The 22,624-nt window shown below is 65.4% G+C and carries 21 protein-coding genes and 1 tRNA gene; 16 read left to right on the top strand and 6 right to left on the bottom strand.

Annotated elements, in window-relative coordinates:
- Nucleotides 1-19 precede the first annotated feature (19 nt).
- Nucleotides 20-3,547, top strand: coding sequence for a hydantoinase B/oxoprolinase family protein (locus tag GRI89_RS08100; protein WP_159793990.1), 3,528 nt, complete (start codon nucleotides 20-22; stop codon nucleotides 3,545-3,547).
- A gap of 81 nt (nucleotides 3,548-3,628) precedes the next feature.
- Here the strand turns inward: GRI89_RS08100 and GRI89_RS08095 are convergent.
- Nucleotides 3,629-3,705, bottom strand: a tRNA-Pro gene (locus GRI89_RS08095).
- Nucleotides 3,706-3,877: 172 nt separating this feature from the next.
- On the opposite strand from GRI89_RS08095, the gene yajC reads away from it, so the two are divergent.
- From yajC to secF, 3 genes are read left to right on the top strand one after another with little or no spacing between them, the layout of a single operon-like run.
- The gene (gene yajC / locus GRI89_RS08090; RefSeq protein WP_159793988.1) at nucleotides 3,878-4,195 is read left to right on the top strand and encodes a preprotein translocase subunit YajC; all 318 of its coding nucleotides are present in this window, start codon (nucleotides 3,878-3,880) and stop codon (nucleotides 4,193-4,195) included.
- 26 nt (nucleotides 4,196-4,221) lie between these two features.
- A complete protein-coding gene (gene secD, locus GRI89_RS08085) occupies nucleotides 4,222-5,826 on the top strand; it encodes a protein translocase subunit SecD (protein ID WP_159793986.1) in 1,605 nt (534 codons plus the stop codon).
- 13 nt (nucleotides 5,827-5,839) lie between these two features.
- Entirely contained in the window at nucleotides 5,840-6,802 is a 963-nt protein-coding gene (gene secF, locus GRI89_RS08080) for a protein translocase subunit SecF (protein ID WP_159793984.1), read from the top strand.
- Nucleotides 6,803-6,910: 108 nt separating this feature from the next.
- On the opposite strand, the gene GRI89_RS08075 is transcribed toward secF, so the two are convergent.
- Together GRI89_RS08075 and GRI89_RS08070 are read right to left on the bottom strand one after the other, a co-directional pair.
- Complete coding sequence (locus GRI89_RS08075) at nucleotides 6,911-8,092, bottom strand: glycosyltransferase (RefSeq protein ID WP_159794004.1); 1,182 nt, start codon at nucleotides 8,090-8,092, stop codon at nucleotides 6,911-6,913.
- The gene (locus GRI89_RS08070) at nucleotides 8,092-8,664 is read right to left on the bottom strand and encodes a helix-turn-helix domain-containing protein (RefSeq protein ID WP_328598150.1); all 573 of its coding nucleotides are present in this window, start codon (nucleotides 8,662-8,664) and stop codon (nucleotides 8,092-8,094) included. The genes GRI89_RS08075 and GRI89_RS08070 overlap by 1 nt, the downstream gene beginning before the upstream one ends.
- Before the next feature lie 96 nt (nucleotides 8,665-8,760).
- Here GRI89_RS08070 and GRI89_RS08065 point away from each other — a divergent pair, with 96 nt between their 5' ends.
- From GRI89_RS08065 to GRI89_RS08050, 4 genes are all read left to right on the top strand, one after another.
- Nucleotides 8,761-9,234 (top strand): DUF6456 domain-containing protein, encoded by a 474-nt coding sequence (locus GRI89_RS08065; RefSeq protein WP_159793982.1) that lies wholly within the window; start codon nucleotides 8,761-8,763, stop codon nucleotides 9,232-9,234.
- A gap of 121 nt (nucleotides 9,235-9,355) precedes the next feature.
- Complete coding sequence (locus tag GRI89_RS17985) at nucleotides 9,356-11,113, top strand: DUF885 domain-containing protein (RefSeq protein WP_159793980.1); 1,758 nt, start codon at nucleotides 9,356-9,358, stop codon at nucleotides 11,111-11,113.
- 5 nt (nucleotides 11,114-11,118) lie between these two features.
- Nucleotides 11,119-11,532, top strand: coding sequence for a helix-turn-helix transcriptional regulator (locus tag GRI89_RS18260; RefSeq protein ID WP_159793977.1), 414 nt, complete (start codon nucleotides 11,119-11,121; stop codon nucleotides 11,530-11,532).
- 87 nt (nucleotides 11,533-11,619) lie between these two features.
- The gene (locus tag GRI89_RS08050) at nucleotides 11,620-12,147 is read left to right on the top strand and encodes a DUF4199 domain-containing protein (protein ID WP_159793975.1); all 528 of its coding nucleotides are present in this window, start codon (nucleotides 11,620-11,622) and stop codon (nucleotides 12,145-12,147) included.
- Here GRI89_RS08050 and GRI89_RS08045 read toward each other — a convergent pair.
- Nucleotides 12,144-13,967, bottom strand: coding sequence for an ABC-F family ATP-binding cassette domain-containing protein (locus tag GRI89_RS08045; RefSeq protein ID WP_159793973.1), 1,824 nt, complete (start codon nucleotides 13,965-13,967; stop codon nucleotides 12,144-12,146). The genes GRI89_RS08050 and GRI89_RS08045 overlap by 4 nt on opposite strands.
- 95 nt (nucleotides 13,968-14,062) lie before the next feature.
- Here GRI89_RS08045 and GRI89_RS08040 point away from each other — a divergent pair, with 95 nt between their 5' ends.
- From GRI89_RS08040 to GRI89_RS08025, 4 genes are all read left to right on the top strand, one after another.
- On the top strand, nucleotides 14,063-14,779 hold the full coding sequence (locus tag GRI89_RS08040) for an SIMPL domain-containing protein (RefSeq protein WP_159793971.1): 717 nt from the start codon (nucleotides 14,063-14,065) through the stop codon (nucleotides 14,777-14,779).
- A gap of 67 nt (nucleotides 14,780-14,846) precedes the next feature.
- On the top strand, nucleotides 14,847-15,170 hold the full coding sequence (locus GRI89_RS08035; RefSeq protein ID WP_159793969.1) for a hypothetical protein: 324 nt from the start codon (nucleotides 14,847-14,849) through the stop codon (nucleotides 15,168-15,170).
- Nucleotides 15,171-15,249: 79 nt separating this feature from the next.
- Nucleotides 15,250-15,927, top strand: a complete 678-nt coding sequence (locus GRI89_RS08030; protein WP_159793967.1) for a response regulator transcription factor — start codon at nucleotides 15,250-15,252, stop codon at nucleotides 15,925-15,927.
- Between the two features lie 106 nt (nucleotides 15,928-16,033).
- A complete protein-coding gene (locus tag GRI89_RS08025; RefSeq protein ID WP_159794000.1) occupies nucleotides 16,034-17,347 on the top strand; it encodes a sensor histidine kinase in 1,314 nt (437 codons plus the stop codon).
- Here GRI89_RS08025 and GRI89_RS08020 read toward each other — a convergent pair.
- Entirely contained in the window at nucleotides 17,344-17,772 is a 429-nt protein-coding gene (locus GRI89_RS08020; RefSeq protein WP_159793965.1) for a GFA family protein, read from the bottom strand. The two genes, GRI89_RS08025 and GRI89_RS08020, sit on opposite strands and share 4 nt — an antisense overlap.
- 116 nt (nucleotides 17,773-17,888) lie before the next feature.
- On the opposite strand from GRI89_RS08020, the gene GRI89_RS17975 reads away from it, so the two are divergent.
- A complete protein-coding gene (locus tag GRI89_RS17975) occupies nucleotides 17,889-18,371 on the top strand; it encodes a hypothetical protein (RefSeq protein ID WP_235912973.1) in 483 nt (160 codons plus the stop codon).
- A 15-nt stretch (nucleotides 18,372-18,386) separates the two neighbouring features.
- Here the strand turns inward: GRI89_RS17975 and GRI89_RS08010 are convergent, their stop codons facing one another.
- Nucleotides 18,387-18,692 (bottom strand): chorismate mutase, encoded by a 306-nt coding sequence (locus GRI89_RS08010; RefSeq protein ID WP_159793963.1) that lies wholly within the window; start codon nucleotides 18,690-18,692, stop codon nucleotides 18,387-18,389.
- A 66-nt stretch (nucleotides 18,693-18,758) separates the two neighbouring features.
- Here GRI89_RS08010 and GRI89_RS08005 point away from each other — a divergent pair, with 66 nt between their 5' ends.
- From GRI89_RS08005 to GRI89_RS07995, 3 genes are all read left to right on the top strand, one after another.
- Entirely contained in the window at nucleotides 18,759-19,769 is a 1,011-nt protein-coding gene (locus tag GRI89_RS08005) for a polyprenyl synthetase family protein (protein ID WP_159793961.1), read from the top strand.
- Nucleotides 19,770-20,370: 601 nt separating this feature from the next.
- Entirely contained in the window at nucleotides 20,371-20,562 is a 192-nt protein-coding gene (locus GRI89_RS08000; RefSeq protein WP_159793959.1) for a hypothetical protein, read from the top strand.
- Nucleotides 20,563-20,842: 280 nt separating this feature from the next.
- Entirely contained in the window at nucleotides 20,843-22,156 is a 1,314-nt protein-coding gene (locus GRI89_RS07995; RefSeq protein ID WP_235913001.1) for a DUF1996 domain-containing protein, read from the top strand.
- Nucleotides 22,157-22,624 lie beyond the last annotated feature (468 nt).

Raw genomic sequence — 22,624 nt, 5'->3', positions numbered from 1 at the left:
GGCGGCTATGGGTGCGGGCATGAGCGGGGCCTATCGTTTTGCCATCGACCGGGGCGGGACCTTCACCGACGTGGTGGCGGAAACGCCCGACGGGCCGCTGGTCGCGGCCAAGCTGCTCTCCGAAGACCCCGAGCACTACGCCGACGCGGCGAGCGAGGCGGTGCGGCGGATCCTCGCCGAGCACGGCGATGCGCCGATCGCCGAAGTCAGCATCGGCACGACCATTGCCACCAACGCCCTGCTCGAACGCAAGGGCGAGCGGCTGGCGCTGGCGATCACCCGCGGTTTCGGCGACGCGCTGCGCATCGGCACCCAGGCGCGGCCCGACATCTTCGCCCGCCACATCGTCCTGCCGGAACAGCTCCCCGCCGAGGTGATCGAGATCGACGAGCGGGTCGGGGCAGACGGCACTGTGGTGCGCCCGCTCGACGAGGACGCGGTCCGCTCAGCCTTCGCCGGGGTGCGCGCCAAGGGCATCGACGCCATCGCCATCGTCCTGATGCACGGCTGGCGCTACACGGCGCACGAGGCTCGGTTGGTGGCGCTGGCGCGGGAGGCCGGGTTCGCGCAGGTCAGCGCCAGCCACGAGGTCGCGCCGCTGGTCAAGCTGGTGCCGCGCGGCGACACCACGGTGGTGGACGCTTACCTGACGCCGAACATCCATCGATACGTTCGACAGCTCGATCAAGCGCTTCATCCGCACGATGTCTTGCGCTTCATGCAGTCCAACGGCGGCCTCGCCGATGCCCGCGCCTTTCGCGGCAAGGACGCGATCCTCTCGGGTCCGGCAGGCGGCGTGGTCGGCATGGTCGCCTCGGCGCCGGGGCACGACCGGCTCATCGGCTTCGACATGGGCGGCACCTCGACCGACTTGTGCCACTACGCCGGCGAGTACGAACTGACCGGCGACCGCGTGGTGGCCGGCGTGCGCGTCGCCGCGCCGATGATGCAGATCCACACCATCGCCGCGGGCGGCGGCTCGGTCTGCCGCTACGAGAGTGGCCGCTTCCAGGTCGGGCCGGAGAGCGCCGGGGCCGATCCGGGGCCGGCCTGCTACCGCAGGGGCGGGCCGCTGACGGTGACCGACTGCAACCTGTTCCTCGGGCGGATTGACCCCGGGTTCTTCCCGCAGGTCTTCGGTCCCGATGCCGACCGGCCGCTCGACCCCGCTGCCTCGCGCGCCCGGCTCGAGGAGATCGCCGCCAAGCTGCCCGAGCCGATGCCGCTGGAGGAGATCGCCGAGGGGTTCCTCGCCATCGCCGTTGACGCCATGGCCAACGCAATCCGCAAGATCAGCACCGCGCGCGGGCACGACGTGACCCGCTACGCGCTCGCCTGCTTCGGCGGGGCGGGCGGGCAGCACGCCTGCCGGGTGGCCGACGCGCTGGGGATCGAGACGGTGCTGGTCCATCCCTTCGCCGGAGTCCTCTCGGCCTACGGCATCGGCCTCGCCCCGGTGCTGGCGATCCGCGAGGCGGGGGTGGTGCGGCCCTTGTCCGAACCCTTCGCCGGGCGGCTGGCGGAACTGGAGAAGGAGGCACGGGCGGCGCTGGTCGAACAGGGCATCGCGCCCAATCGCATCACGCTCACCCGCCGCGCCCGGCTGCGCTTCGAGGGCAGCGACACCGCGCTGACCCTGCCGGTGGGCGAGGCAGCGGAGATGGACGCCACGTTCCGCCGCGATCACCGCACACGCTACGGTTATTCCGACGACGAGGCCGCGATCGTGGTCGAGGCGTTGAGCGTCGAGGCTTCCGGTATCAGCGGAGGCCTTTCCGGCGCCCGCGCTGAGGCGGCAAGGGTGGAAGGCCAACGCACCGGGTCGTGGCTGACAATGCAGCGCACTGAGATCGGCGATGCCTTCACCGGCCCGGCGCTGCTCGTCGATCCCGGCTCGACCACCGTGGTCGAACCCGGCTGGAGCGCGCGGCTCGACGAGGGCGGCAGCCTCGTCCTCACCCGCAGCGCGCCGCTCGAGCGTGTACACGCCGCCGGTACCGAGGCCGACCCGGTGCGGCTCGAGATCTTCAACAACCTGTTCATGGCCATCGCCGAGGAAATGGGCGTGGTGCTCGAAGCCACCGCCTCCTCGGTCAACATCAAGGAGCGGCTCGATTTCTCTTGCGCGCTGTTCGACGCGAGCGGTGCGCTGATCGCAAACGCGCCGCACATGCCGGTCCACCTCGGTTCGATGGGCGAGAGCGTACGGCGGATCATCGAGGCGCGGGGAGGGGCGACCGACGGTCGCGGCATCCGGCGCGGCGATGCCTATGCGCTCAACGATCCCTATCGCGGCGGCACGCACTTGCCCGATGTGACGGTGATCGTCCCGGTGTTCTACGGCGAAGGCGGCGAGCCCGACGCTTTCGTCGCTGCGCGCGGGCACCATGCCGACATCGGCGGGATCGCGCCCGGCTCGATGCCGCCAGACAGTACCACCATCGCCGAGGAAGGCGTGCTGATCGACAATCTGCTGCTCGTCGACGAAGGCCGCTTCTGCGAGGTGGAGCTGCGCGAAGTGCTCGCCTCGGGCGCATGGCCGGCGCGCAACCCGGACCGCAACGTCTCCGACATGAAGGCCCAGCTCGCCGCCTGCGCGCGTGGTGCGGAACTCCTGCGCCAGTCCGCGGCCGACCTCGGCGCCGAGGTTGTGGCGAGCTACATGGACCACGTCCTCGCCAACGCCGCCGAATCGGTCCGCCGCCTGCTCGACCGGCTCGACGACGGGGAATTCGCCTACGAGATGGACAACGGCGCGGTGGTGCGGGTCGCTCTGCGGATCGACCGCGACAACCGCTCGGCGGTGTTCGACTTCACTGGCACCAGCGGCCAGCTTCCCGACAATTTCAACGCCCCGCGTTCGATCGTCCGCGCTGCGGTGCTTTATGCCCTGCGCACGCTTATCGACGATCCGATTCCGATGAACGACGGCTGTTTGCGGCCGGTCGAACTGATCGTCCCGGCCGGATCGATGCTCGATCCGCACCCGCCCGGCGCGGTCGTCGCGGGCAACGTCGAGACGAGCCAGGTGGTGACCGACGCGATCCTCGCCGCCACCGGCCGCCTCGCGCCGAGCCAGGGGACGATGAACAACTTCACCTTCGGCGATGCGACGCGGCAATACTACGAGACGATTTGCGGCGGCTCGGGCGCGGGGCCGGATCACGACGGGACCAGCGCGGTGCAGACACACATGACCAACAGCCGTCTGACCGATCCCGAAGTGCTCGAAATGCGCTTTCCAATCCGCGTCGAACGCTTCGCCATTCGCCACGGATCGGGCGGGGCGGGGCTGTATCGCGGCGGCGATGGGGTCGAGCGGCGTGTGACCTTCCTCGAAGCCATGCGCGCCAACATCCTCGCCGACAGGCGCCGCGTTCCTCCGCGTGGCCTTTCGGGCGGTGGCGATGCAGCGCCGGGCGAGAACTGGGTCGAACGCGCCGATGGCTCGGTCAAACGCCTCGACTATCACGGCAGCGCGCAGATGGAGCCCGGCGACAGATTCGTGATCCTCACGCCTGGGGGCGGGGGATACGGATCGGTTTGAGAAGGCCGAAGCAGCCCTTCGCTTCGTTCGGGAATGGTTTGGCCCAAAGCATCCCCTGGATGCTTTGAAGTCCAAAACCACTGGTCGGGACGACAGGATTCGAACCTGCGACCCCCACACCCCCAGTGTGATGCGCTACCAGGCTGCGCTACGTCCCGATCCAGTGGAGGCCGGGCCTATAGGGCCGAGCCCACGCCAAGGCAAGCCGGGCTGATTGCGCCAGTGTTGCATTGCTGCTACGCGCCTCGCCGTTTCGTGAACGGTCCTTCACGGTCCTCTTCACAAGTCGGATCGCAACCCCAATTCACCTCATCATAATGGGCGAGAGAAATGCTTGATATCCTATCCGCCGGTACCGCGGCCGCTGCGCCCGGTTGGACCGGTTTCCTGCCGATCATCGGCATGGTCGCAATCTTCTGGTTCCTTATCATCCGGCCGCAGATGCGCCAGCAGAAGGAACACCGCGCGAAGATCAGCGGCATCCAGAAGGGCGACCAGGTCGTCACCGCCGGCGGTATCGTCGGCAAGGTAATCAAGGTCGACGACAGCTATGCCGAGATCGAAATCGCCCAAGGCGTGAAGGTCAAGGTGATCAAGCAAACGATCGGCGATGTCGTCGCCTCCGGTGGCAAGCCGGCCAACGACTGAGCCCGGACGCAGGACGAAAACCAGACATGCTCGATTTTCCCCGCTGGCGCCGAATATGGCTGTGGTCGCTGACCATCCTGGCAGCCCTTGCCGCCATCCCTTCGCTCGTCGTGCATACCGGCGGGAGCTGGCCGTCGCAGTTGCCCGACCCGCAGGTCAACCTCGGGCTCGACCTTGCCGGCGGCAGCCGCATCCTGCTCGAGGCGCAGCCGACGCAGGTCGCCAAGCAGCGGCTCGACGCGATGGAAGAATCGGTCCGCACTGCAATGCGCCGGGCCGAGCCGCGCATCCGTGCCGGCAGCTATTCGAGCGCGGGTGGGAATTTGTCCTTCATCGTCAATGATCCGGCCGATGTTGACCGGGCACGCGACCTGATTGAGCCGATGACCACCGGCGCGGGCCTGACGGGCCAGCGCGACTGGACCATTGAGGTGGTCGACCAGAACAAGCTCGTCCTGACCCAGTCCGAGGCCGGACTGAAGCAGGCGGTCGACCAGGCGATGGACACCGCCACCGAGGTGGTGCGCAGGCGCATCGACGCGCTCGGCACGCGCGAGCCGACCATCATCCGCGAAGGCGATGACCGCATCTCGGTCGAAGTCCCCGGCCTCGACAACCCGCAGGCGCTCAAGGACCTGCTCGGCAAGACCGCCAATCTCGAATTCAAGCTGGTCGACACAACCGCGCTGCAATCCGACATCCAGCAGGGCATCGCTCCTCCGGGCAGCGAGATCGTGCCCTACGATCCCAACTCGCCCTATGCCGGACAGGCGATCGCGGTGAAGCGGCTCGGCGGTATCCGTGGCGACATGCTGACCAACGCGCAGCAGTCGAACGACCAGCAGACCAACGAACCGATCGTCAACATCACCTTCGACAGCCAGGGCGCGCGCAAGTTCGCCGACCTGACCAGCCAGAACGTCAACAAACCCTTCGCCATCATCCTCGACGGCAAGGCGCTCTCGGCGCCGAACATCAACGAACCGATCCTCGGCGGCACGGCGCAGATTTCGGGCGGGTTCACGGTCGAAACGGCCAACAACCTCGCCATCTCGCTGCGTTCGGGTGCGCTGCCGGTCGATCTCACGGTGATCCAGCAAGGCACCGTCGGGCCGGAACTTGGCGCGGACTCGATCTCCAAGGGCCTGCTGGCGATGGGCGTCGGCGCAGGCCTCGTCATCCTGCTGATGATCGTCACCTACGGCCGCTTCGGGGTCTATGCGACCATCGCGCTGGTGTTCAACGTGCTCATGCTGGTCGGCATCATGTCGATCATGAAGACCACGCTGACGCTGCCCGGCCTCGCCGGCTTCGTGCTCACCATCGGTGCCGCGGTCGACGCCAACGTGCTGATCTACGAGCGCATCCGCGAAGAGCGAAAGCGCGGGCGCAAGGCATTCACTTCGGTCGAGAACGGCTACAAGGAAGCGAGCCGCGCGATTTACGACGCCAACATCACCAACTTCATCGCCGGCGTCCTGCTGTTCATGTTCGGCTCCGGCCCGGTCAAGGGCTTCGCGATCGTGCTGATCGTCGGCCTGTTTACCTCGGTCTTCACCGGCGTCACCCTGACGCGCATGTGGGTCGCCCAGTGGCTGCGCAAGGCGCGCCCGACCGACCTCGCAATCTAACGGACACCAGCATATGCGCCTGCTCAAGCTCGTCCCCGACAACACCAACATCCACTTCCTGCGCTGGCGGGTGCCGTTCTACCTGATCAGCCTCGCGCTGATCGCGGCCAGTCTGACGCTGGTCTTCACCCGCGGCCTCAACCTTGGCGTCGACTTCGTCGGCGGACAGCAGGTGCAGGTGACCTTCACCCAGAGCGAGGAAGCGCCGGTCGCCGAACTGCGCGAACGGATCGGCTCGCTGGGTTACGGCGAGCCCGTGATCCAGCGCGCCGACGGGCCGAATTCGGTCAACATCCGCTTTCGCCTGCCGCCCGAGGTGCAGGAAGACCCCAAAGCGTCGGACGCCATGACCAGCCAGGTCACAACCACCATCACCAACAACTTCCCCGGCGCGCGGATCGACGACCTTTCGGCGGTCTCGGGCAAGGTTTCGGGCGAACTGTTCAGCACCGCGATGTGGGCGCTCGGCCTCGCGATGCTGGCGATCTCGGTCTACATCTGGGTGCGCTTCGAATGGCAGTTCGGCGTCGGCGCGCTGTTTGCGCTGTTCCACGACGTCTCGCTGACATTGGGTATGTTCGCGCTGTTCCAGTTCGAATTCGACCTCAAGATCGTCGCCGCGATCCTGACCATCATCGGCTATTCGCTCAACGACACCATCGTGGTCTACGACCGCATCCGCGAGAACCTGAAGAAGTATCGCAAGATGCCGCTGCCCGAGCTGCTCGACCTGTCGGTCAACGAGACGCTGGCGCGTACGGTGATGACCTCGCTGACGCTGCTGCTCGTGCTCGTCTCGCTGCTGTTCATTGGTCCGGCGAGCCTGTTCGGCTTCACCGCGGCGATCACGCTGGGCATCTTCGTCGGCACCTATTCGTCGATCTACATGGCCGCGCCGATCCTGATCTGGCTCGGGGTGACCAGCCACAGCTTCGTGCCGAGCGAAAGCTCGGGCGACGTGCAGCCGGCGGCATAATCCGACCTTTCGTCATTGCGAGGAGCGTAGCGACGTAGCAATCCAGTGCGGCAATGTGCTGCCACCGGATTGCTTCCCCCGGCCCAAGGCCGGGGTCGCAATGACGAGCTAACGGGGGGCGACAATCTCTTCGTAAATCTCCGCCAGCGCTTCGGCGTGGGCCGGCCAGCTGAACGTCTCCACTGCCGCGGCGACCTTGTCGCGGTCGAGTGGGGCGGAGAGTATGTCGCGGATCCCTGCGGCAATCGCCCAGGCACTGCGCTGGACGATGCGCCCGGCGGTCGCGCTGCGCACCAGTTCGCGCGCGCCGCCGGCCTCGGTGATGACCAGCGGACATCCGCAGGCGAGCGCCTCGACCCAGGCGTTGGCGAGGCCCTCGCTGGCTGACGGCAGGACCATCGCATCGCTGGCCGAAAGCAGCACCGGGAGCTGCGTGTGATCGAGCGAGCCGAGGAAATGGACCCGGTCCGTCACGCCGATCCCGTCCGCCAGTGCGCGCAGGTTCGCCTCGTCCGGCCCCGTGCCGACCAGCAGCAGGTGCGCGGCGGGCAGGGCGGGCAGCGCCTCAATCACCATGGCCTGGCCCTTGCGCTCGATCAGCGCGCCGACGCAGGACAATAGTGGCGCGCCGGCGGGAAGGGCGAAACCGAAGTGCTCGCCGGCGCGGCGGCGGCATTCGATGCGGTCGAGCGGGCGGAACAGGTCGCGGTCGAGCCCGGTGTAGTGGACGCGGACCTTGTCGGGCGGGAAGCCGAGCGCTTCCATGTCGTTCGCCAGCGCCTCCGACACCGCGAGCAGCCGCGTGGCGCGTCCGGCGGCGGCGCGCATCTGGCGCAGCGGGGAAGAGCGTTGCCCCCAGTACGAGATGTCCGCCCCGCGCGCCTTCATCGCCAGCGGCACGCCAAGGTCGGCGGCGATCCGCGCTGCGGCCGGGCCGTCGGGGTAGAAGAACTGCGCGTCGACGAGGTCGAACGGCGCCGCGGCATGGAGGCTGCGGGCGAGAGGCAGGACGCTTTTCGCGATGGCGGCCGGGTTGATGTTGCCGCTGAGGCCGGGGAGCAGGCGAAAGGTCGGGCGGAAGACCTCGACCCCGTTCTCGCGCCCGCCTTGCGCCGCCTGGGCCAGCTCCTTGTAATGCCCGTAGAGCAGTGGCGGCAGGCCGATCGGGTTGATGACGCAGACTTGCCAGTCGCCGCGCGCGGCCAGCGCCTCGAGGCTGCGCGCGACGAAGGTGCCGAAGCGCGGCGTGTGCGGGTTGGGATAGAGCGTCGCCAGCGACAGCAGGCGCATCACAGCTTGCGAACCAGCATTTCCGCGACAGCCAGCCAGGCGGGCTTGTCGATCACCACCTGCCGCTGGCCCGCGCCGGGCGGGAGCAGGCCGACGAGAGTACCCTGCCGGTCTATCAGGCGGCCAAAGGCGAAGCGCCCGCCGGGCCTGGGCACGAGGACGTCGCGGTTGATCATCTTGGGCGCATCCTCGGGCGGCAACTGGCGCAACCACAACTGGTCGCCAATGCGGTATTCGCCCTGCGAGCTTTCAATCGCGAGACAGAGCAGCGGTGCGCCGCTGTCGAGTTCGGTCGGCAGGATCGCGTCGCGAGGCGCGGATAGCGCCTCGGCACCGGCATCGGTCAGGCGGGCGACCACCTGCGGGGTTTCGGCCTCTTCGCCCTTGAGGATCATCTCGGGTTCGACGCCCAATGCCGCGGCGATGCGGTTCATCCAGTCGAGCGAGAGATTGCGCATCCCGGTTTCGAGCCGGCCGATGGTCTGCGGCGTGGTCGGCGGGTCGCAGGCTTCGGCCACTTCGGCCAGGGTCATGCCCTTCTGCTTGCGGACGTCGCGGATGCGATTGATCACGGATGACGCTCCCGAATAACCGAATTGGTTATTCCACTTTCCTACACGAACCCGATTTGTCAAGGCCTGCGACCCACTTCCCCTCCGGAGATTCGCATGCAGAGAGCTTTGGTCGAGCGTGAACTGACCCCCGAAGGCCCGAGACGCCGTGGCGGCATGGCGCGGCGACGTCGTAGTGTCACCGTCAACCTCGCCGAATCGCCGCTGACCTGGCTCCACTCGCGCGGCCATCTCGACGATCGGCTGTTCGAGGCGGGCGAGCGGCTGCGCGTCGATTACGAACGCGCCGGCCTTTCCCCCGGCGTGACGATGCGCTGGGACGTGGTGCGGATCCGTGGCACCGCCGACAGCGGGCTCTCCCCGACCGAACGGCAGGTCGCGGCGCGCCAGCGCTTCGACGGCGCCATCGCTGCAGCGGGCCGGGGCCTCGCAGATATCCTGTGGCGCGTCGCCTGCGCCGGCGAGACACTGACCGCTGCCGAAAAGGACCTCGACTGGCCGGCGCGCAGCGGCAAGCTGGTGCTGCGCCTGGCGCTCGACCGGGTGGCCGATTTCTACCGCATAAGGTGACGGTTTGGGCGCGAAGCGAGTTTTGCCCCAGGACACTGTCAGATGTGTCAACCCCGTGTAAGCCTCGCCGCCTTGTTTCCGCCTGCGCTGCCCGGTAGCCATTGCAGCAAAGGAGAACGGCATGTTGCGGAGCGAGGACACCGGCGGTCACGGCGAACACCAGGGCGATTCGGCGCTGCACGCGGTGTTCGAGGATGTGTTCGCCGGCGACATGGCTCTCGATCCGCAACAGATGACCGCGCTCGGGCTCGACAAGGGCGAGCATTCGGCGTCCCGCTCGCGGCTCAATGGCGGCGGCAAGGCGCAGGAGCGGGCACGGTTCGACTATGCCCGCGCGTCCTTGGCGAAGGTCCGCGGGGTCGATCCGGCAGGGTTGTCAGAAACCGGGCGCGTGCGCCGCGAGGTGGCCGAATACATGCTCGAACAGCGCCTCGCCGCCGAGCCGTTCGGCATCGGCCAGCTCGGCTATCCCTACCGCATCACGCAGATGAACGGCGCCTACTGCAAGCTGCCCGACTTCCTCGATTCGAAGCACCCGGTGGAGAATGCCGCCGATGCCGAGGCCTACCTCGTGCGGCTGTCCGGCCTTGCCACGGTGCTCGACGAAGAATGCGCGGCACAGGCCGAAGATGCTGCTCGCGGCTACCTCGCGCCGGGCTGGGCGCTCGACTACGCCGAGGCGCAGATGGGCAAGCTGCTCGCCGCCACGCCCGAAGCCAGCGGAATGACCGCCTCGCTCGCCGAGCGCACCGCGTCCAGGGGCATCGCGGGCGACTGGGCGGCGCGCGCGGCAAAGATCGTCGAGAACGAAGTCTATCCCGCGCTTCGCCGCCAGGCCGATCTGGTTCGCGACCTGCGCCCGCAGAGCGCGCCGGGCGACGGGCTCGTCCGCCTGCCAGACGGCGAAGCGCACTACGCCGCGTCGCTTGCCTACTACACCACCACCAACTTCTCACCCGACGAGGTTCACGCGACCGGCCTCGCGCAGGTCGAGGAACTGAGCGCCGAGCTCGATGCGATCCTGCGCGGGGCGGGGCTGTGCGAGGGCAGCGTCGGCGTCCGGCTGGCGCAGCTAAACGAGCGGCCCGACCAGCTCTATCCCAACGACGATCAGGGCCGCGCCGACCTCATCACCGCACTCAATCGCGGCACGCGGTACATGCAGGACCGGCTGCATGAAGTGATGGCGCAGGTGCCCGAGGTGCCGATCCAGGTGCGCCGCGTGCCGCCAGACATCGAGGACGGCGCCTCGGCCGGATACTACTACTTCGCTGCGCTCGATGGCTCGCGTCCGGCGACCTACTGGGTCAACCTGCGCAGCACTCACGACTGGCCGAAGTACACGTTGCCGGCGCTGACCTACCACGAGGCAAATCCGGGCCATCACTACCACTTCAGCCTGGTTCACAGCGATCCCGACCTGCCGCTGCTGCTCAAGAACTACTGGCTTTCCGCCTATGGCGAGGGCTGGGCGCTCTATGCCGAGATGTTGTCCGATGAAATGGGCGCCTACGAGGGCCTCGAACGCGCCGGGGCCTTGCAATCGTGGCTGTTCCGCGCCGCGCGGCTGGTGGTCGACACCGGGCTGCATGCGCGCGGCTGGAGCGTCGAGGAGGCGACGAGGTACTTCTCCGACCACGTCGGCTTCACACTCCCCCGATCGAGGGCGGAGATCGAACGCTATTGCGTGATGCCGGGACAGGCATGCAGTTACAAGGTCGGGCAGAACGAATGGGTCCGCCAGCGCCGCCGCGCCGAAAGCGCGCTGGGCGAGCGGTTCGACCTCAAGCGTTTCCACGACCTGCTGACCGAAGGGCTGATGCCGCTGACGATGTTCGACCGCCGCGTCGAGGCGTGGATAGGGCGCGGGGGCGGATAGGCGCGATGTGGCGCTGGGTCCTCGGCTATGGCGCGGTGCTGGCGGCGCTCGCCTCCATTCTCGAATGGCTGCAGTACCGTCACCTCGTCCAGCAGTTGCCGACCCCGACCTACATCGTCGCGGTGGCGCTGGCCTTCATCGCGCTCGGCGTGTGGGTCGGGTGGCGGCTGACGCCGCAGCGCCCTGCCGGGGACTTCGAGCGCAACGAACAGGCGATCGCCTCTCTCGGTCTCACCCGCCGCGAATGCGATGTGCTCGAGCGGCTGGCGAAGGGCGAATCGAACAAGGAAATCGCCCGCGCGATGGGGGTTTCTCCCAACACGGTGAAGACCCACGTGGCCAACCTCTACGACAAGCTCGGGGTCACCGGACGCGGCAAGGCGGTCGACGCGGCGCGGGCGCTATCGCTCCTGCCGTGAGGGTGATTTGGGCGAATTCACCCCTTTGGGCGATGGTCCGGGGCGGGCTGTGGTGGCAGGTCCGCCGGGTCTGACAGGAGGAATGCAATGCTTCGCTATTCATTGATCTTCGGGGCCATCGCCGGCGTCATCACCATCGCGATTATGGTGCTCAACATGAACTTCGGCCCGGAGGAATTCGGTTCGAGCGAGGTCGTCGGTTACCTCATCATGCTGGTCGTGCTGTCGCTGATCTTCGTCGGCGTGAAGCGTTATCGCGACGTCGAGCGGGGCGGGGTGATCCGCTTCCTCCCGGCGCTCGGCCTCGGACTTGGTATCGCCGCGGTCGCCGGGGTTTTCTACGTCGCGAGCTGGGAAACCTACGTCGCGCTGAGCGGAACCGACTACGTCGAAAGCTATGCCGCGGCGATGATCGCCCAGGCACAATCTCTGCCCGAGGCCGAACGCGCGGCAAAGATCGCGGAGGCGGAAAGCCTCAAGGCCCTGTACACCAACCCGCTGACCCGCTTCGGCATGACCTTCATGGAAGTCTTCCCGGTCGGCGTGATCGTAGCGCTGCTCTCGGCGGCGGTGCTGCGCAACCCGAGAGTCCTGCCGGCGAAAGCTCCGGCCTAGCCCTCGACGCGCTCGGCCAGTTCGAACCAGCGCTCCTCCGCCGCGTCCTTCTCGGCGCGGGCGTTTTCGATGCCCTTGGTGATGTTGGCGAACTTTTGCGGGTCGCTGGCGTAGAGGTCCGGATCGGAGAGAATGCTCTCGCCGCGGGCGATGGCGGTCTCCAGTACCTCGATCCGCTGGGGCAGCAATTCGTAGTCGCGCTGGTCCTTGTAGGAGAGTTTCTTGCTCCCCATCCCGCTGCGACTAGCCTCGCCTTCGGCTCGGGCAATTCTCGCTCCCCTCCCGCCTGTGGGAGGGGTTGGGGGTGGGCTGCTGCGCTCGCGGCGCTGCTTCTGCCAGTCCTCGTAGCCGCCGGCGACGACGTCGACCTTGCCACTGCCGTCGAGGCCGAGAGTGATCGTCACCGTGCGGTCGAGGAAGTCGCGGTCGTGGCTGACTATCAGCACGGTGCCGTCGTAGTCGGCGATGATTTCCTGCAGCAGGTCGAGCGTTTCGAGGTCGAGGTCGTTGGTCGGCTCGTCGAGCACCAGCAGGCTCGAAGTGCGGGCAAACTCGCGCGCCAGCAGCAGCCGCGACTGCTCGCCGCCCGACAGCGTGCCGACGCGGGCATCGACCAGCGAGGGATCGAAAAGGAAGTCCTTGAGGTAGGCTTGCACGTGCTTGCGGTTGCCGCGCACGTCGATCCAGTCGCCTCCTTCGGCCAGCACGTCGCGCACCCGCCTCTGCGGCGTCAGCAGGCTGCGCTGCTGGTCGATCGTCACTCCGGTCAGCGTGCGGGCGTGGGTCACCTCGCCCGAATCCGGTTCGAGCTCCTTCGTCAGCAGCTTGAGCAGCGTGGTCTTGCCGGTCCCGTTGCCCCCGACGAGTCCGATGCGATCGCCGCGCTGGATGCGCAGGGAGAAGTTCCTGATGATCTGGCGTTCGCCGAACGACTTCGAGACGTTCTCGGCAACGATTACGGACTTGGACTTGAATTCCTGGTCGGCGTTGAGCTGCAGCTTTGCGGTCCCCGCCGGGCTCAGCATCGCCGCGCGCTGGGCGCGCATGACGTGGAGCTTTTCGAGCCGCCCCATGTTGCGCTTGCGCCGCGCGGTGACGCCGCGCTCCAGCCAATGCGCCTCGATCTTGAGCTTGGCGTCGAGCTTCTCGGCGGCTCGCGCTTCCTCGGCGTAGACCTGCTCTTCCCACGCCTCGTAGCCGCCGAACCCGATGTCCTTGCGGCGCAGGCTGCCGCGGTCGAGCCACAAGGTCGAACGGGTCAGGCGCTTGAGGAAGGTACGGTCGTGACTGATGACGAAGAAGGCGCCCCGGTAGCGTTCGAGCCAGCCTTCGAGCCATTCGATCGCCGAGAGATCGAGGTGGTTGGTCGGCTCGTCGAGCAGCAGCAGGTTGGGATCCTGCGCCAGTGCGCGGGCGAGCGCCGCGCGGCGCTTCTCTCCGCCGCTGGCAGTTGCCGCCTCGCGCGCCATGTCGATGCCGAGTTGCCCGGCAATCGACTCGACCTCGTGTTGCTGCGGCGCTTCCTTGCCGGACAGCGCGAAGTCCATGAGCGTCTTGTATGGCGAGAAGTCCGGCTCCTGCTCAAGCAATACGATGCGCGTGCCGGGCTTGATCTTGCGCTCGCCCCGGTCGGCATCGATGCGCCCGGCGATGAGGCGGAGCAGTGTGGTCTTGCCGGCGCCGTTGCGGCCGATCAACGCGAGCCGGTCGCGCGGGCCGACGTGCAGGTCGAGCCCGCCCGTATCGGGCGCACCGAACAGCCAGCCGCTGCCTTGCTGCAGGCCCAGGCCTTCCCAGGAGAGAATTGGAGGTTCCGCCATGACGGGCGCCACTTAGGGACAGGCGCGGGCCGGAACAAGCAGGTTCACCGGCGCGTAATGGCGGCAATCCCAATTGCCGGGTGAAGGAGACCATAATGACCCGCCTTGCCATTCCCCTTATCGCCTTGACCGCGCTGGCTTCGCCCGCCGCCGCGGCTGAAATCCAGATCGCCGTGCAGAACCCGGTGGTCGAACTCAGCGCCTCGGAGACCGTGACGTCAAAGCCGGACATCGCCACCGTCAGCTCGGGCGTGACAACCGAAGCACAGACCGCGGTCGAGGCCATGCGGCTCAACGCCGATGCGATGGACGCGGTGATCAAGCGCATCAAGGCGCTCGGGATCGATGCGGATGACATCCAGACCACCGGCATCAACCTCGGCGCGCGCTACGACTACGACCAGCAGGCCCAGCGCCAGGTCTTCCGCGGCTATCAGGCGTCGAACCGCGTCAGCGTGACCCTACGCAACGTTGCCCGTGCGGGCGAAGTGCTCGATGCCCTCGTCGCAGCAGGAGCGACCGACGTCGGCGGGCCGGATTTCTCGCTGGCCGACGACAGCGCCCAGCGTGCCCAGGCGCGAAAGGCGGCGTTCGACCATGCGAAAGCGCAGGCGACCCAATACGCTGTCTGGTCGGGATATACCGGCGTGCAATTGCTCGAAGTCGACGAGAGCGTCTCGCAGACCGCCCCGCCGCCGCCTTTCCCGCCCACCGTGCGCATGCAGGCGGCGGAGGCCAAGGCGACTCCGGTCGAACCGGGTCTCGTCACCACTCAAGCCAACCTCACGGTCAAGTTCGAGATGACCCGCTGACCTGAACCGGCGGGGGCGTGAACATTCACAGCTTGTTCAAGCCCCCGCGACTAGGCATCTCGGCAAGATGCGAAACGCCTTTGTGAAACTCCTTGCTGGAGCCTTGCTGACTTCGGGAGTGCTTGCTGCACCCGCCGTCGCCGACCAGCGGCGCGAGCAGGACAGCGCGCGCGAGGAAATGCGCGCGGGCAACGTGCTCAAGCAGCGCGACATCGAACGCATCGTCGTGCCGCAGATCACCCGGCGCAATCCCAACCTGCAGTACCTGACCTTCGAGTGGGACGAGGTGGCACGCGCCTATCGCTTCAAGTTCATCGACAACACCAACGGGCACATCGTGTGGGTCGATGTCGACGCTCGTAACGCGCGCATCCTGCGCATTCGCGAATAGGGCACGGAAACGGCGCGCCAGTTGACGCGTTTATGAACAAGGCCCAATTTCCACCAGCGACAGCAGGGGTACAGACACAATGAGGATCCTGATCGTCGAGGACGAACCTACCCTCGGCCAACAGTTGAAGAATTCTCTCGAGCAGAACGGCTATGCAGTCGATCTCTCGACCGACGGTGAGGACGGCCATTTCCTCGGCAGCACCGAGGAATACGACGCCGTGATCCTCGACCTCGGCCTGCCCGAGATCGACGGGCTCACCGTGCTCGGCATGTGGCGCAAGGAAGGACGCAACTTCCCGGTGCTGGTGCTGACCGCGCGCAATTCGTGGTCCGACAAGGTCGCCGGGCTCGACGCCGGGGCCGACGATTACCTTGCCAAGCCGTTCCAGACCGAGGAGTTGATCGCCCGCCTGCGCGCGCTGATCCGCCGCGCCTCGGGCAACGCCAGCTCCGAACTGATGGCCGGCGACGTGCGGCTCGATACCCGCTCGGGCCGCGTCACGCGCGATGGCGAGCCGGTCAAGCTGACTGCGCAGGAATACAAGCTTCTCAGCTACCTGATGCACCACAAGGGCAAGGTGGTGAGCCGCACCGAACTGATCGAGCACATCTACGATCAGGATTTCGACCGCGATTCGAACACGATCGAGGTCTTCGTCACCCGCATCCGCAAGAAACTGGGTGCCAACGTCATCACGACCATCCGTGGCCTCGGTTACAGCCTCGACGACCCCGACGAACCGCCGCGCGAGTAGCGACACCGCGCCGCCGGACGTCGATCCGCCCACCGTGGCGGAGGACGGCGCTGGCGTAGGCGAGACGGAGCCGAGCCAGCCGCACACCGGCAGCCTTGCCCGGCGCATGATCCTGATCGCCGCGGGGTGGATCTCGATCCTGCTGCTGCTCGGCGGCATCGGCCTCGACCGCACGCTGACCGCTCTGGTAACCAACCAGTTCGACGACCAGCTGGGCTACAGCCTCAACGCCATGCTGGGTTCGGCCGAGATCGATCCCGAGGGCGAAGTCTATTTCAACCGCCCGCTCGGCGACCAGCGTTTCCTCGAGCCGAACAGCGGTTTCTACTGGCAGATCAGCGGGGAAGGGCACGAGGACTGGCGCTCGCGCTCGCTTTGGGATCGCCAGCTCGAAGGGGGCGCCCGGTTCAGGGATGGCCAGCCGCACTACTACGATTCGGACCAGTTCAGCGAAGAGCCGCTGCGCATGGTCGAGCGCACCATCAGCCTGCCGGGCAGCGAAACCGAATGGCACTTCGTCGTCGCCGGGTCGCGCGACGAGCTCGACCAGCAGATTTCGGACATCCGCTCGATCCTCGCCTGGTCGTTCGCGATCCTCGGCATCGGCCTGTTCCTGATGGCCGGGCTGCAGACCTGGTACGGCCTAAGCCCGCTGCGCCGCGTGCGCCGGGCGATCGTGCGCATCCGCACCACCGGCCGCAACCGAGTGACCGACCCGCTGCCGCTGGAAGTGCAGCCGATGGTCGAGGAACTTAACGCGCTGCTGGAGCACTCCGAGAAGCAGGCCGAAGAGGCGCGGCGCCATGCCGGCAACCTCGCCCATGCGCTCAAGACGCCGCTGACGGTGCTCACCAACGCCGCTTCGGCACATTCGCCCGACCTCGATGCGACGGTGCTTCGCGAAGCGGCGACGATGCGCCGGCAGGTCGACCACCACCTTGCCCGCGCCCGCGCCGTGGGACGCCGAGCGGTCGGCATGGCGCGCACAAACGTCATGGCCAGCGCCGACGCGGTTGAGCGTGCGGTCGCCCGCCTCTATCCCAACGTCCGCTTCGATATCGACGGCTCGCGCACCGCCGATGTGGCGATCGAGCGGCAGGACCTCGACGAAATCCTCGGCAACCTGGTCGAGAACGCCGCCAAGTACGGCGGCGGCAGCGTCTTCGTGACGGTCGATGCCGAACCCAATGCCGACGGCTGCGCGATCTGGGTCGAGGACGACGGCCTCGGCATTCCCGAGTCGAAGCGTGATGCGCTGTTCAGCCGCGGGGCGCGGCTCGACACCGAAAAGCCCGGCACCGGGCTCGGTCTCGCCATCGTCCGCGACGTGACAGAGATCTACGGCGGCAGCGTCGAACTTGGCGAAAGCGAAGACCTCGGCGGCTTGCTGGTCAAGCTGGTCCTGCCGCGCGGGGCCTAGTCCAGAATTCCGGGGCGCGGGGGCAGGCCGGGGAAGTGCGGCAAGCTCTCGTCGAGCCTGTCCCAGCTCAACCGGTCCTTGACGTAGATGCAGTTCTCCGGGCTAACTTGCCCGGGATCGTCGAGCGAACCGGCCTGGACCATGATGTGGTCGCCCGGCGCGTCGCCCGATGTGTAGAGCCGTCCTCCGCAGGTTCCGCAGAAATGCCGCGTGACCTTGCCGCCCGTATCGCCGGTGTTGGTGAAGGTCGCCGGCTCGCCCTCCATCTTCAGCTGGTCCTTGTGGATGCCGATGATCGTGGTGTGCCCGGTGCCGGTCGCCTTCTGGCAATCCTTGCAGCAGCACTGGCTGACGAACATCGGCTGGCCTTCGATGCGATAGCGGATCGCGCCGCACAGGCAGCCACCAACAAGTCCTTCGTTCACGGGCGTTCTCCTCTGCGCACTACTTGCCCAGCCGAACCTTTGCTGTCGAGCCAGTTCAGGGCGAGTCCATCGCGGGCCTCGTAGTTTTCGGGCTCACAGACTTGGGGAGAGATCGAATGTTACGACACCTGATACGCCCCGCCATCCTGATCGCGGCGACCGCAACGCTCGGCGCCTGCACCTCCTACGGCGGATACGGCCGGAGCTATGCGTCGGTGGGCTACAGCAGCGGCGGGTATTATCCCTACACCAGCCGCTACCCGCGCTACGGCTACTACGGGTGGTACGGGGATTTCTATTACCCCGGCACCGGCTACTACGTCTACGACCGTCATGGCCGCAAACACCGCTGGGATGACCGCCAACGCAGGTACTGGGAAAGCCGTCGCGGTGACCACCATGACGGGCGCGCCCACTGGGACGGCTATCGACGCGACGACCGGCGCGGCAACTATTCACGGGGCCGTGGCTACGATGACCGGCAAGGATACCACGGCCAACGCGGCGATCGTCGCGACGATCATCGATCGGGCCGGGGCGAGCGCCCTTCGAAATCGGTCGATCGCGGCAAGGAATTCAGCAAGAAGAACCGCAACTAGGGTTCTTACTCGCGTCTAGCGCTTGGCCGCCTGCTGGTGGTGGCGGATGACCTCGTCGATCACGAAGCGGATGAACTTCTCGCTGAACTCGGGATCAAGCTCGGCATCGATGGCCAGCGCACGCAGGCGCTCGATCTGCCGCGCCTCGCGGCCCGGATCGCTCGCCTCGAGCCCGGACTTGGCCTTGTACTCGCCGACCGCCTGGGTGATGCGGAAGCGTTCGGCCAGCATGTGGATGAGCGCCGCATCGATGTTGTCGATGCTCTTTCGATAAGCGGCCAGGACCGGGTCCTGGCCTTGCGGTGAAGGGTTTCCTGCCATGTCCCGCGAGGCGTAGCACGAATTCCTCGCTTGCCAAGACGGGGCGAAACCTCCATCGCCGCGGCGATGAGTGCACAAGTCGTCCCCCTGCCGCGCAAGCAGCCGAGTCTCGCACCGATCCTTGGCCTCACCGCGACCGCGATGAACTCGGTCAACGCGATCATCCTCGACCGGATGCAGAGCGAAATTCCGCTCATTCCGGCCCTCGCCGGGCACCTGATTTCGGGTGGCGGCAAGCGCATGCGGCCGATGCTCACGCTCGCCGGGGCCGAGCTGGTCGGCTACAACGGCGCGCGCCACCACAAGCTCGCCGCGGCGGTCGAATTCATCCACACCGCCACTCTGCTGCATGACGACGTGGTCGACGGCAGCGAACAGCGGCGCGGCAAGAGCGCGGCCAACATCATCTTCGGCAACCCGGCCACCGTGCTGGTAGGCGACTTCCTGTTCTCCCGCGCTTTCGAGCTGATGGTCGAGGACGGCAGCCTCAAGGTGCTCAAGATCCTCAGCTCGGCCAGCGCGATCATCGCCCAGGGCGAGGTCGACCAGCTTACGGCGCAGCGCAAGATCGAGACCAGCGAGGAGCGCTACCTGCACATCATCGGCGCCAAGACCGCCGCGCTGTTCGCCGCAGCCAGCCGCATCTCCGCAGTGGTCGCCGAATGCAGCGAGGCGGAAGAGCGTGCGCTCGAAGACTACGGCCGCAACCTCGGCATCGCTTTCCAGCTGGTCGACGACGCGATCGATTACGACAGCGCCAGCGCCGACATGGGCAAGGACCAGGGCGACGACTTCCGCGAGGGCAAGATGACCCTGCCGGTGATCCTTGCCTACGCGCGCGGCAATTCCGAAGAGCGCAAGTTCTGGGAAGAGGCCATCGCCGGCTTCCGCACCGAGGACGAGGACCTTGCCCACGCGATCGGCCTGATCCGCAAGCACGACGCTGTCGTCTCGACCCGCGAGCGCGCCCGCCACTTCGCCCAGCGCGCCTGCGATGCGCTGTCGATGTTCCCTGACGTCGCGGCACGCCAGGCAATGGTCGAAGCGGCCCAGTTCGCGGTAAGCCGAGGATACTGAAATTGGCGCCCGGATGATGACTTATGCCTCTTCGGATCTATGGCTGGCCGACGCGGCGGACTGGCACGGCCTCTTCTCGAAAACGTGCGCACGGTAATCCAAGCCGTGCGGCGCGTTCGAGGAGTAGAACAAGTGGGGAAACCTGGTGTTCCTGCACAATGTCACGTGCGTTCTCATCCGGCACGAACCCGGGCAGGTGATCGTTAGCTTCCTGCGCGGCAAGCAGCTTCGCGGAATCGAACGACGCCTCTAGAAGATCGGCATGTGTGAGCTGGCGAACATCGAGTTCCGCCAGGACTCGACGGAATCGCCCGCCGACTTGACGGTTCTCGTCTCGGCCGCCGCCGATCTCAACTACCGGCGAGGCGATTCGATGAAGACGTCTGCTTGGTCGGCCCGGGCACCCGGACGGGCAGCCGGGAGATCTTTAGGTCCTAGCTCCTGCTGATAGATACACGTCCTGCTGACGTAGAGACTGGCCCCTGCAATGATAGCGCCGCTGGTGCCGACTGTCGCACTCGCCGGCAGCCTGGGTCGATCTCGACGCTCGCGCGCAGAGCACTCATACGACCTTTTTGCTCGCCTTGAGTGTGGAGGTCCAATGACGACGCAACTCAAGGGCATATCGTCGTTTGATGCTCAAATTGACGGGCAGGAGGCGATGTCGATTGCTCGCGTCGCGCGTCCCGGCGAGGCCATGCGATCCCTCAACTTCCCTAATCTGGGCGCGACTTTTGCATTGCGGTTCAAAGAAACGTCTAGAAAAACCCACATCGACCGTTTCTATGCTTGATAGGATACTGCAAGCGTCGCGTTCGGTAGAGCCGATGATTTGGCGAGTAGCTGTGACCTCTCTTTTCTTGCTTAGATGGCAGGCACATATCACTTAGTATGTTTAGGTGGTCATACTGTGACGGAGCACAGGAATCCTCGGTCCTTTATGCATAGGATAAAAAGAAGGAACGATTTCAATAATTTAGAAATACAAATTGATTGAAAGATTATAGAATTTGTAAAATCCAATTTGGATGGAAATTGAATTCCTACCTCTTTGCGTGTAAGTGTTGACGAAAATGAACGCAATTTACAATATGTTAAGATTGTTTCTGGTGACCGCCTTCGGGGCGGCCACGTTGGCGCAGACTTCGTCGACCGCATCAATCATTGGTGCTGAGTGCGCTAAACCAATTTGCGTCAGCTCCAATGTCTCAAAGTCGGAAATGTCGAAACTTTACGCGCAGTGCGGCTTGCAACGGACTGATAACGCTGCCTGCAAGCGAATTAATCCACTGCTGACTACGAAGAATAGGGCTTCTTTGGTGCATCATGGAATTCTGATGCCTAGGACAATTGTCTCTCGAGGGCAAACTCTGCTCGAGGGTGAGGGCTATAGGCAAGCACCCCAGGTTGCGGACGAGCTCGATGTCGCAAGTCTGACAGGCCTGCGGACGCAATCTTTGAGTGGCAAGCCAGATGTGGTCGGTGCCTTCCGCCTGATCTGCCCTCCGAGCCATATCTCATGGGATGACCCGATCGTGCACCCGGGCCAGCCGGGAGCAAATATGCATCTGCATATATTCTTCGGAAACACCCGCACTGACGCCAATTCGACCTACGAGAGCCTGAGAACCACTGGGGATAGTACCTGTTTCAATGCTTTGAACCGCTCCGCATACTGGCAACCAGCGCTGGTGGGCGAACTGGCTGGTGGTGAGGATGTGGTCATAGTCGAGGAATACACGAACTTTTACTACAAGCGCCGCCCCAAAGGCGACCCGGGTGCCGAGGGTATTCCCATTTCCATCCCTCGCGGTCTCAGGTTCGTCTTCGGCGACCCGCAGCACCCGGCACAATTCAAGTGCGTTAGCGCCAACGAGGGTAGCAACGTCACCAGGTTTCAGGGCTCAATGCAGGTTGCGCTCGCGGCCTGTGCGACGGGACAGCACCTCGTTATTCTGCAAAGTACTCCCGAGTGCTGGAACGGTTCGCAGCTCGACAGCGATGATCACCGCTCGCACCTAGCTTATCCGATTAAAGATGCGTCAACAGGTTGGAAGAAACGGTGTCCGGCAACACACCCCTATTTGATACCGAAGTTGACATACCAGCGAGTCTTCACAATCCGCGCCGACGACGTCAAGACGTCTTGGCACTTCGACCATGACGTCTATCCACACGCCGATTACATGATGGCATGGGATGACCTCATCATCGACACCTGGACGGCCAATTGCATCGATAAGCTACTGAATTGCAGTGCAGCCGATCTGGGAAATGCGACTGGCCTCAAGAAGAGCCATCTATACAAGGAGCGCATGGCACAGGCCGCGGTGCGAGTCCCGATTCCGGCAAGAGGGCAGCGCGCCGAGGCTTCCGGGGGGATTTAGACGAGCCAATCACTGCAAACTCTGTGAAGCGGATTGGCCTTTGGGACTGGTAGCAGTGAGGTCGGTAGAGATCGGGAGAGACAGTACAACCAGGCTGGTTGGAGTGGATTTCGAAAAATTCAGACCGAAGATGATGTTCTTTAGGAATCGATTGAATAGCTTTCATATTGAAATTAATTTTGAGACTTGAATATTAGACCTTGAAGATTTTCATTTCGCGTCGAGTATTATCTAAACTTAATGATTAAGAATTTTTCAAGCATCTCTTCTTCTCCTGAACGTCTATTCAATGTTTGTCCATGAGGGCAAAATAGGTGTTTCTCCGGCCTCGACATAAGGGGGGAGTGGGGGCATGCAGGTTGAATTTGCTGGCCGTCGCCCAAACATCTTAGCTGATCAAATGACTTTGTGTCGCGCTCGCGGTGGGTTGAAGGGCGGTCTTAAATGGTGCGAAGGTCTCCGGATCAT

Source organism: Croceibacterium salegens, from assembly GCF_009827435.1.
In the GTDB taxonomy this organism is placed as follows: domain Bacteria; phylum Pseudomonadota; class Alphaproteobacteria; order Sphingomonadales; family Sphingomonadaceae; genus Croceibacterium_B; species Croceibacterium_B salegens.
The sequence above is the reverse complement of the archived record's forward strand: the minus strand, read 5'-3'. Positions and strand labels throughout refer to the sequence as shown.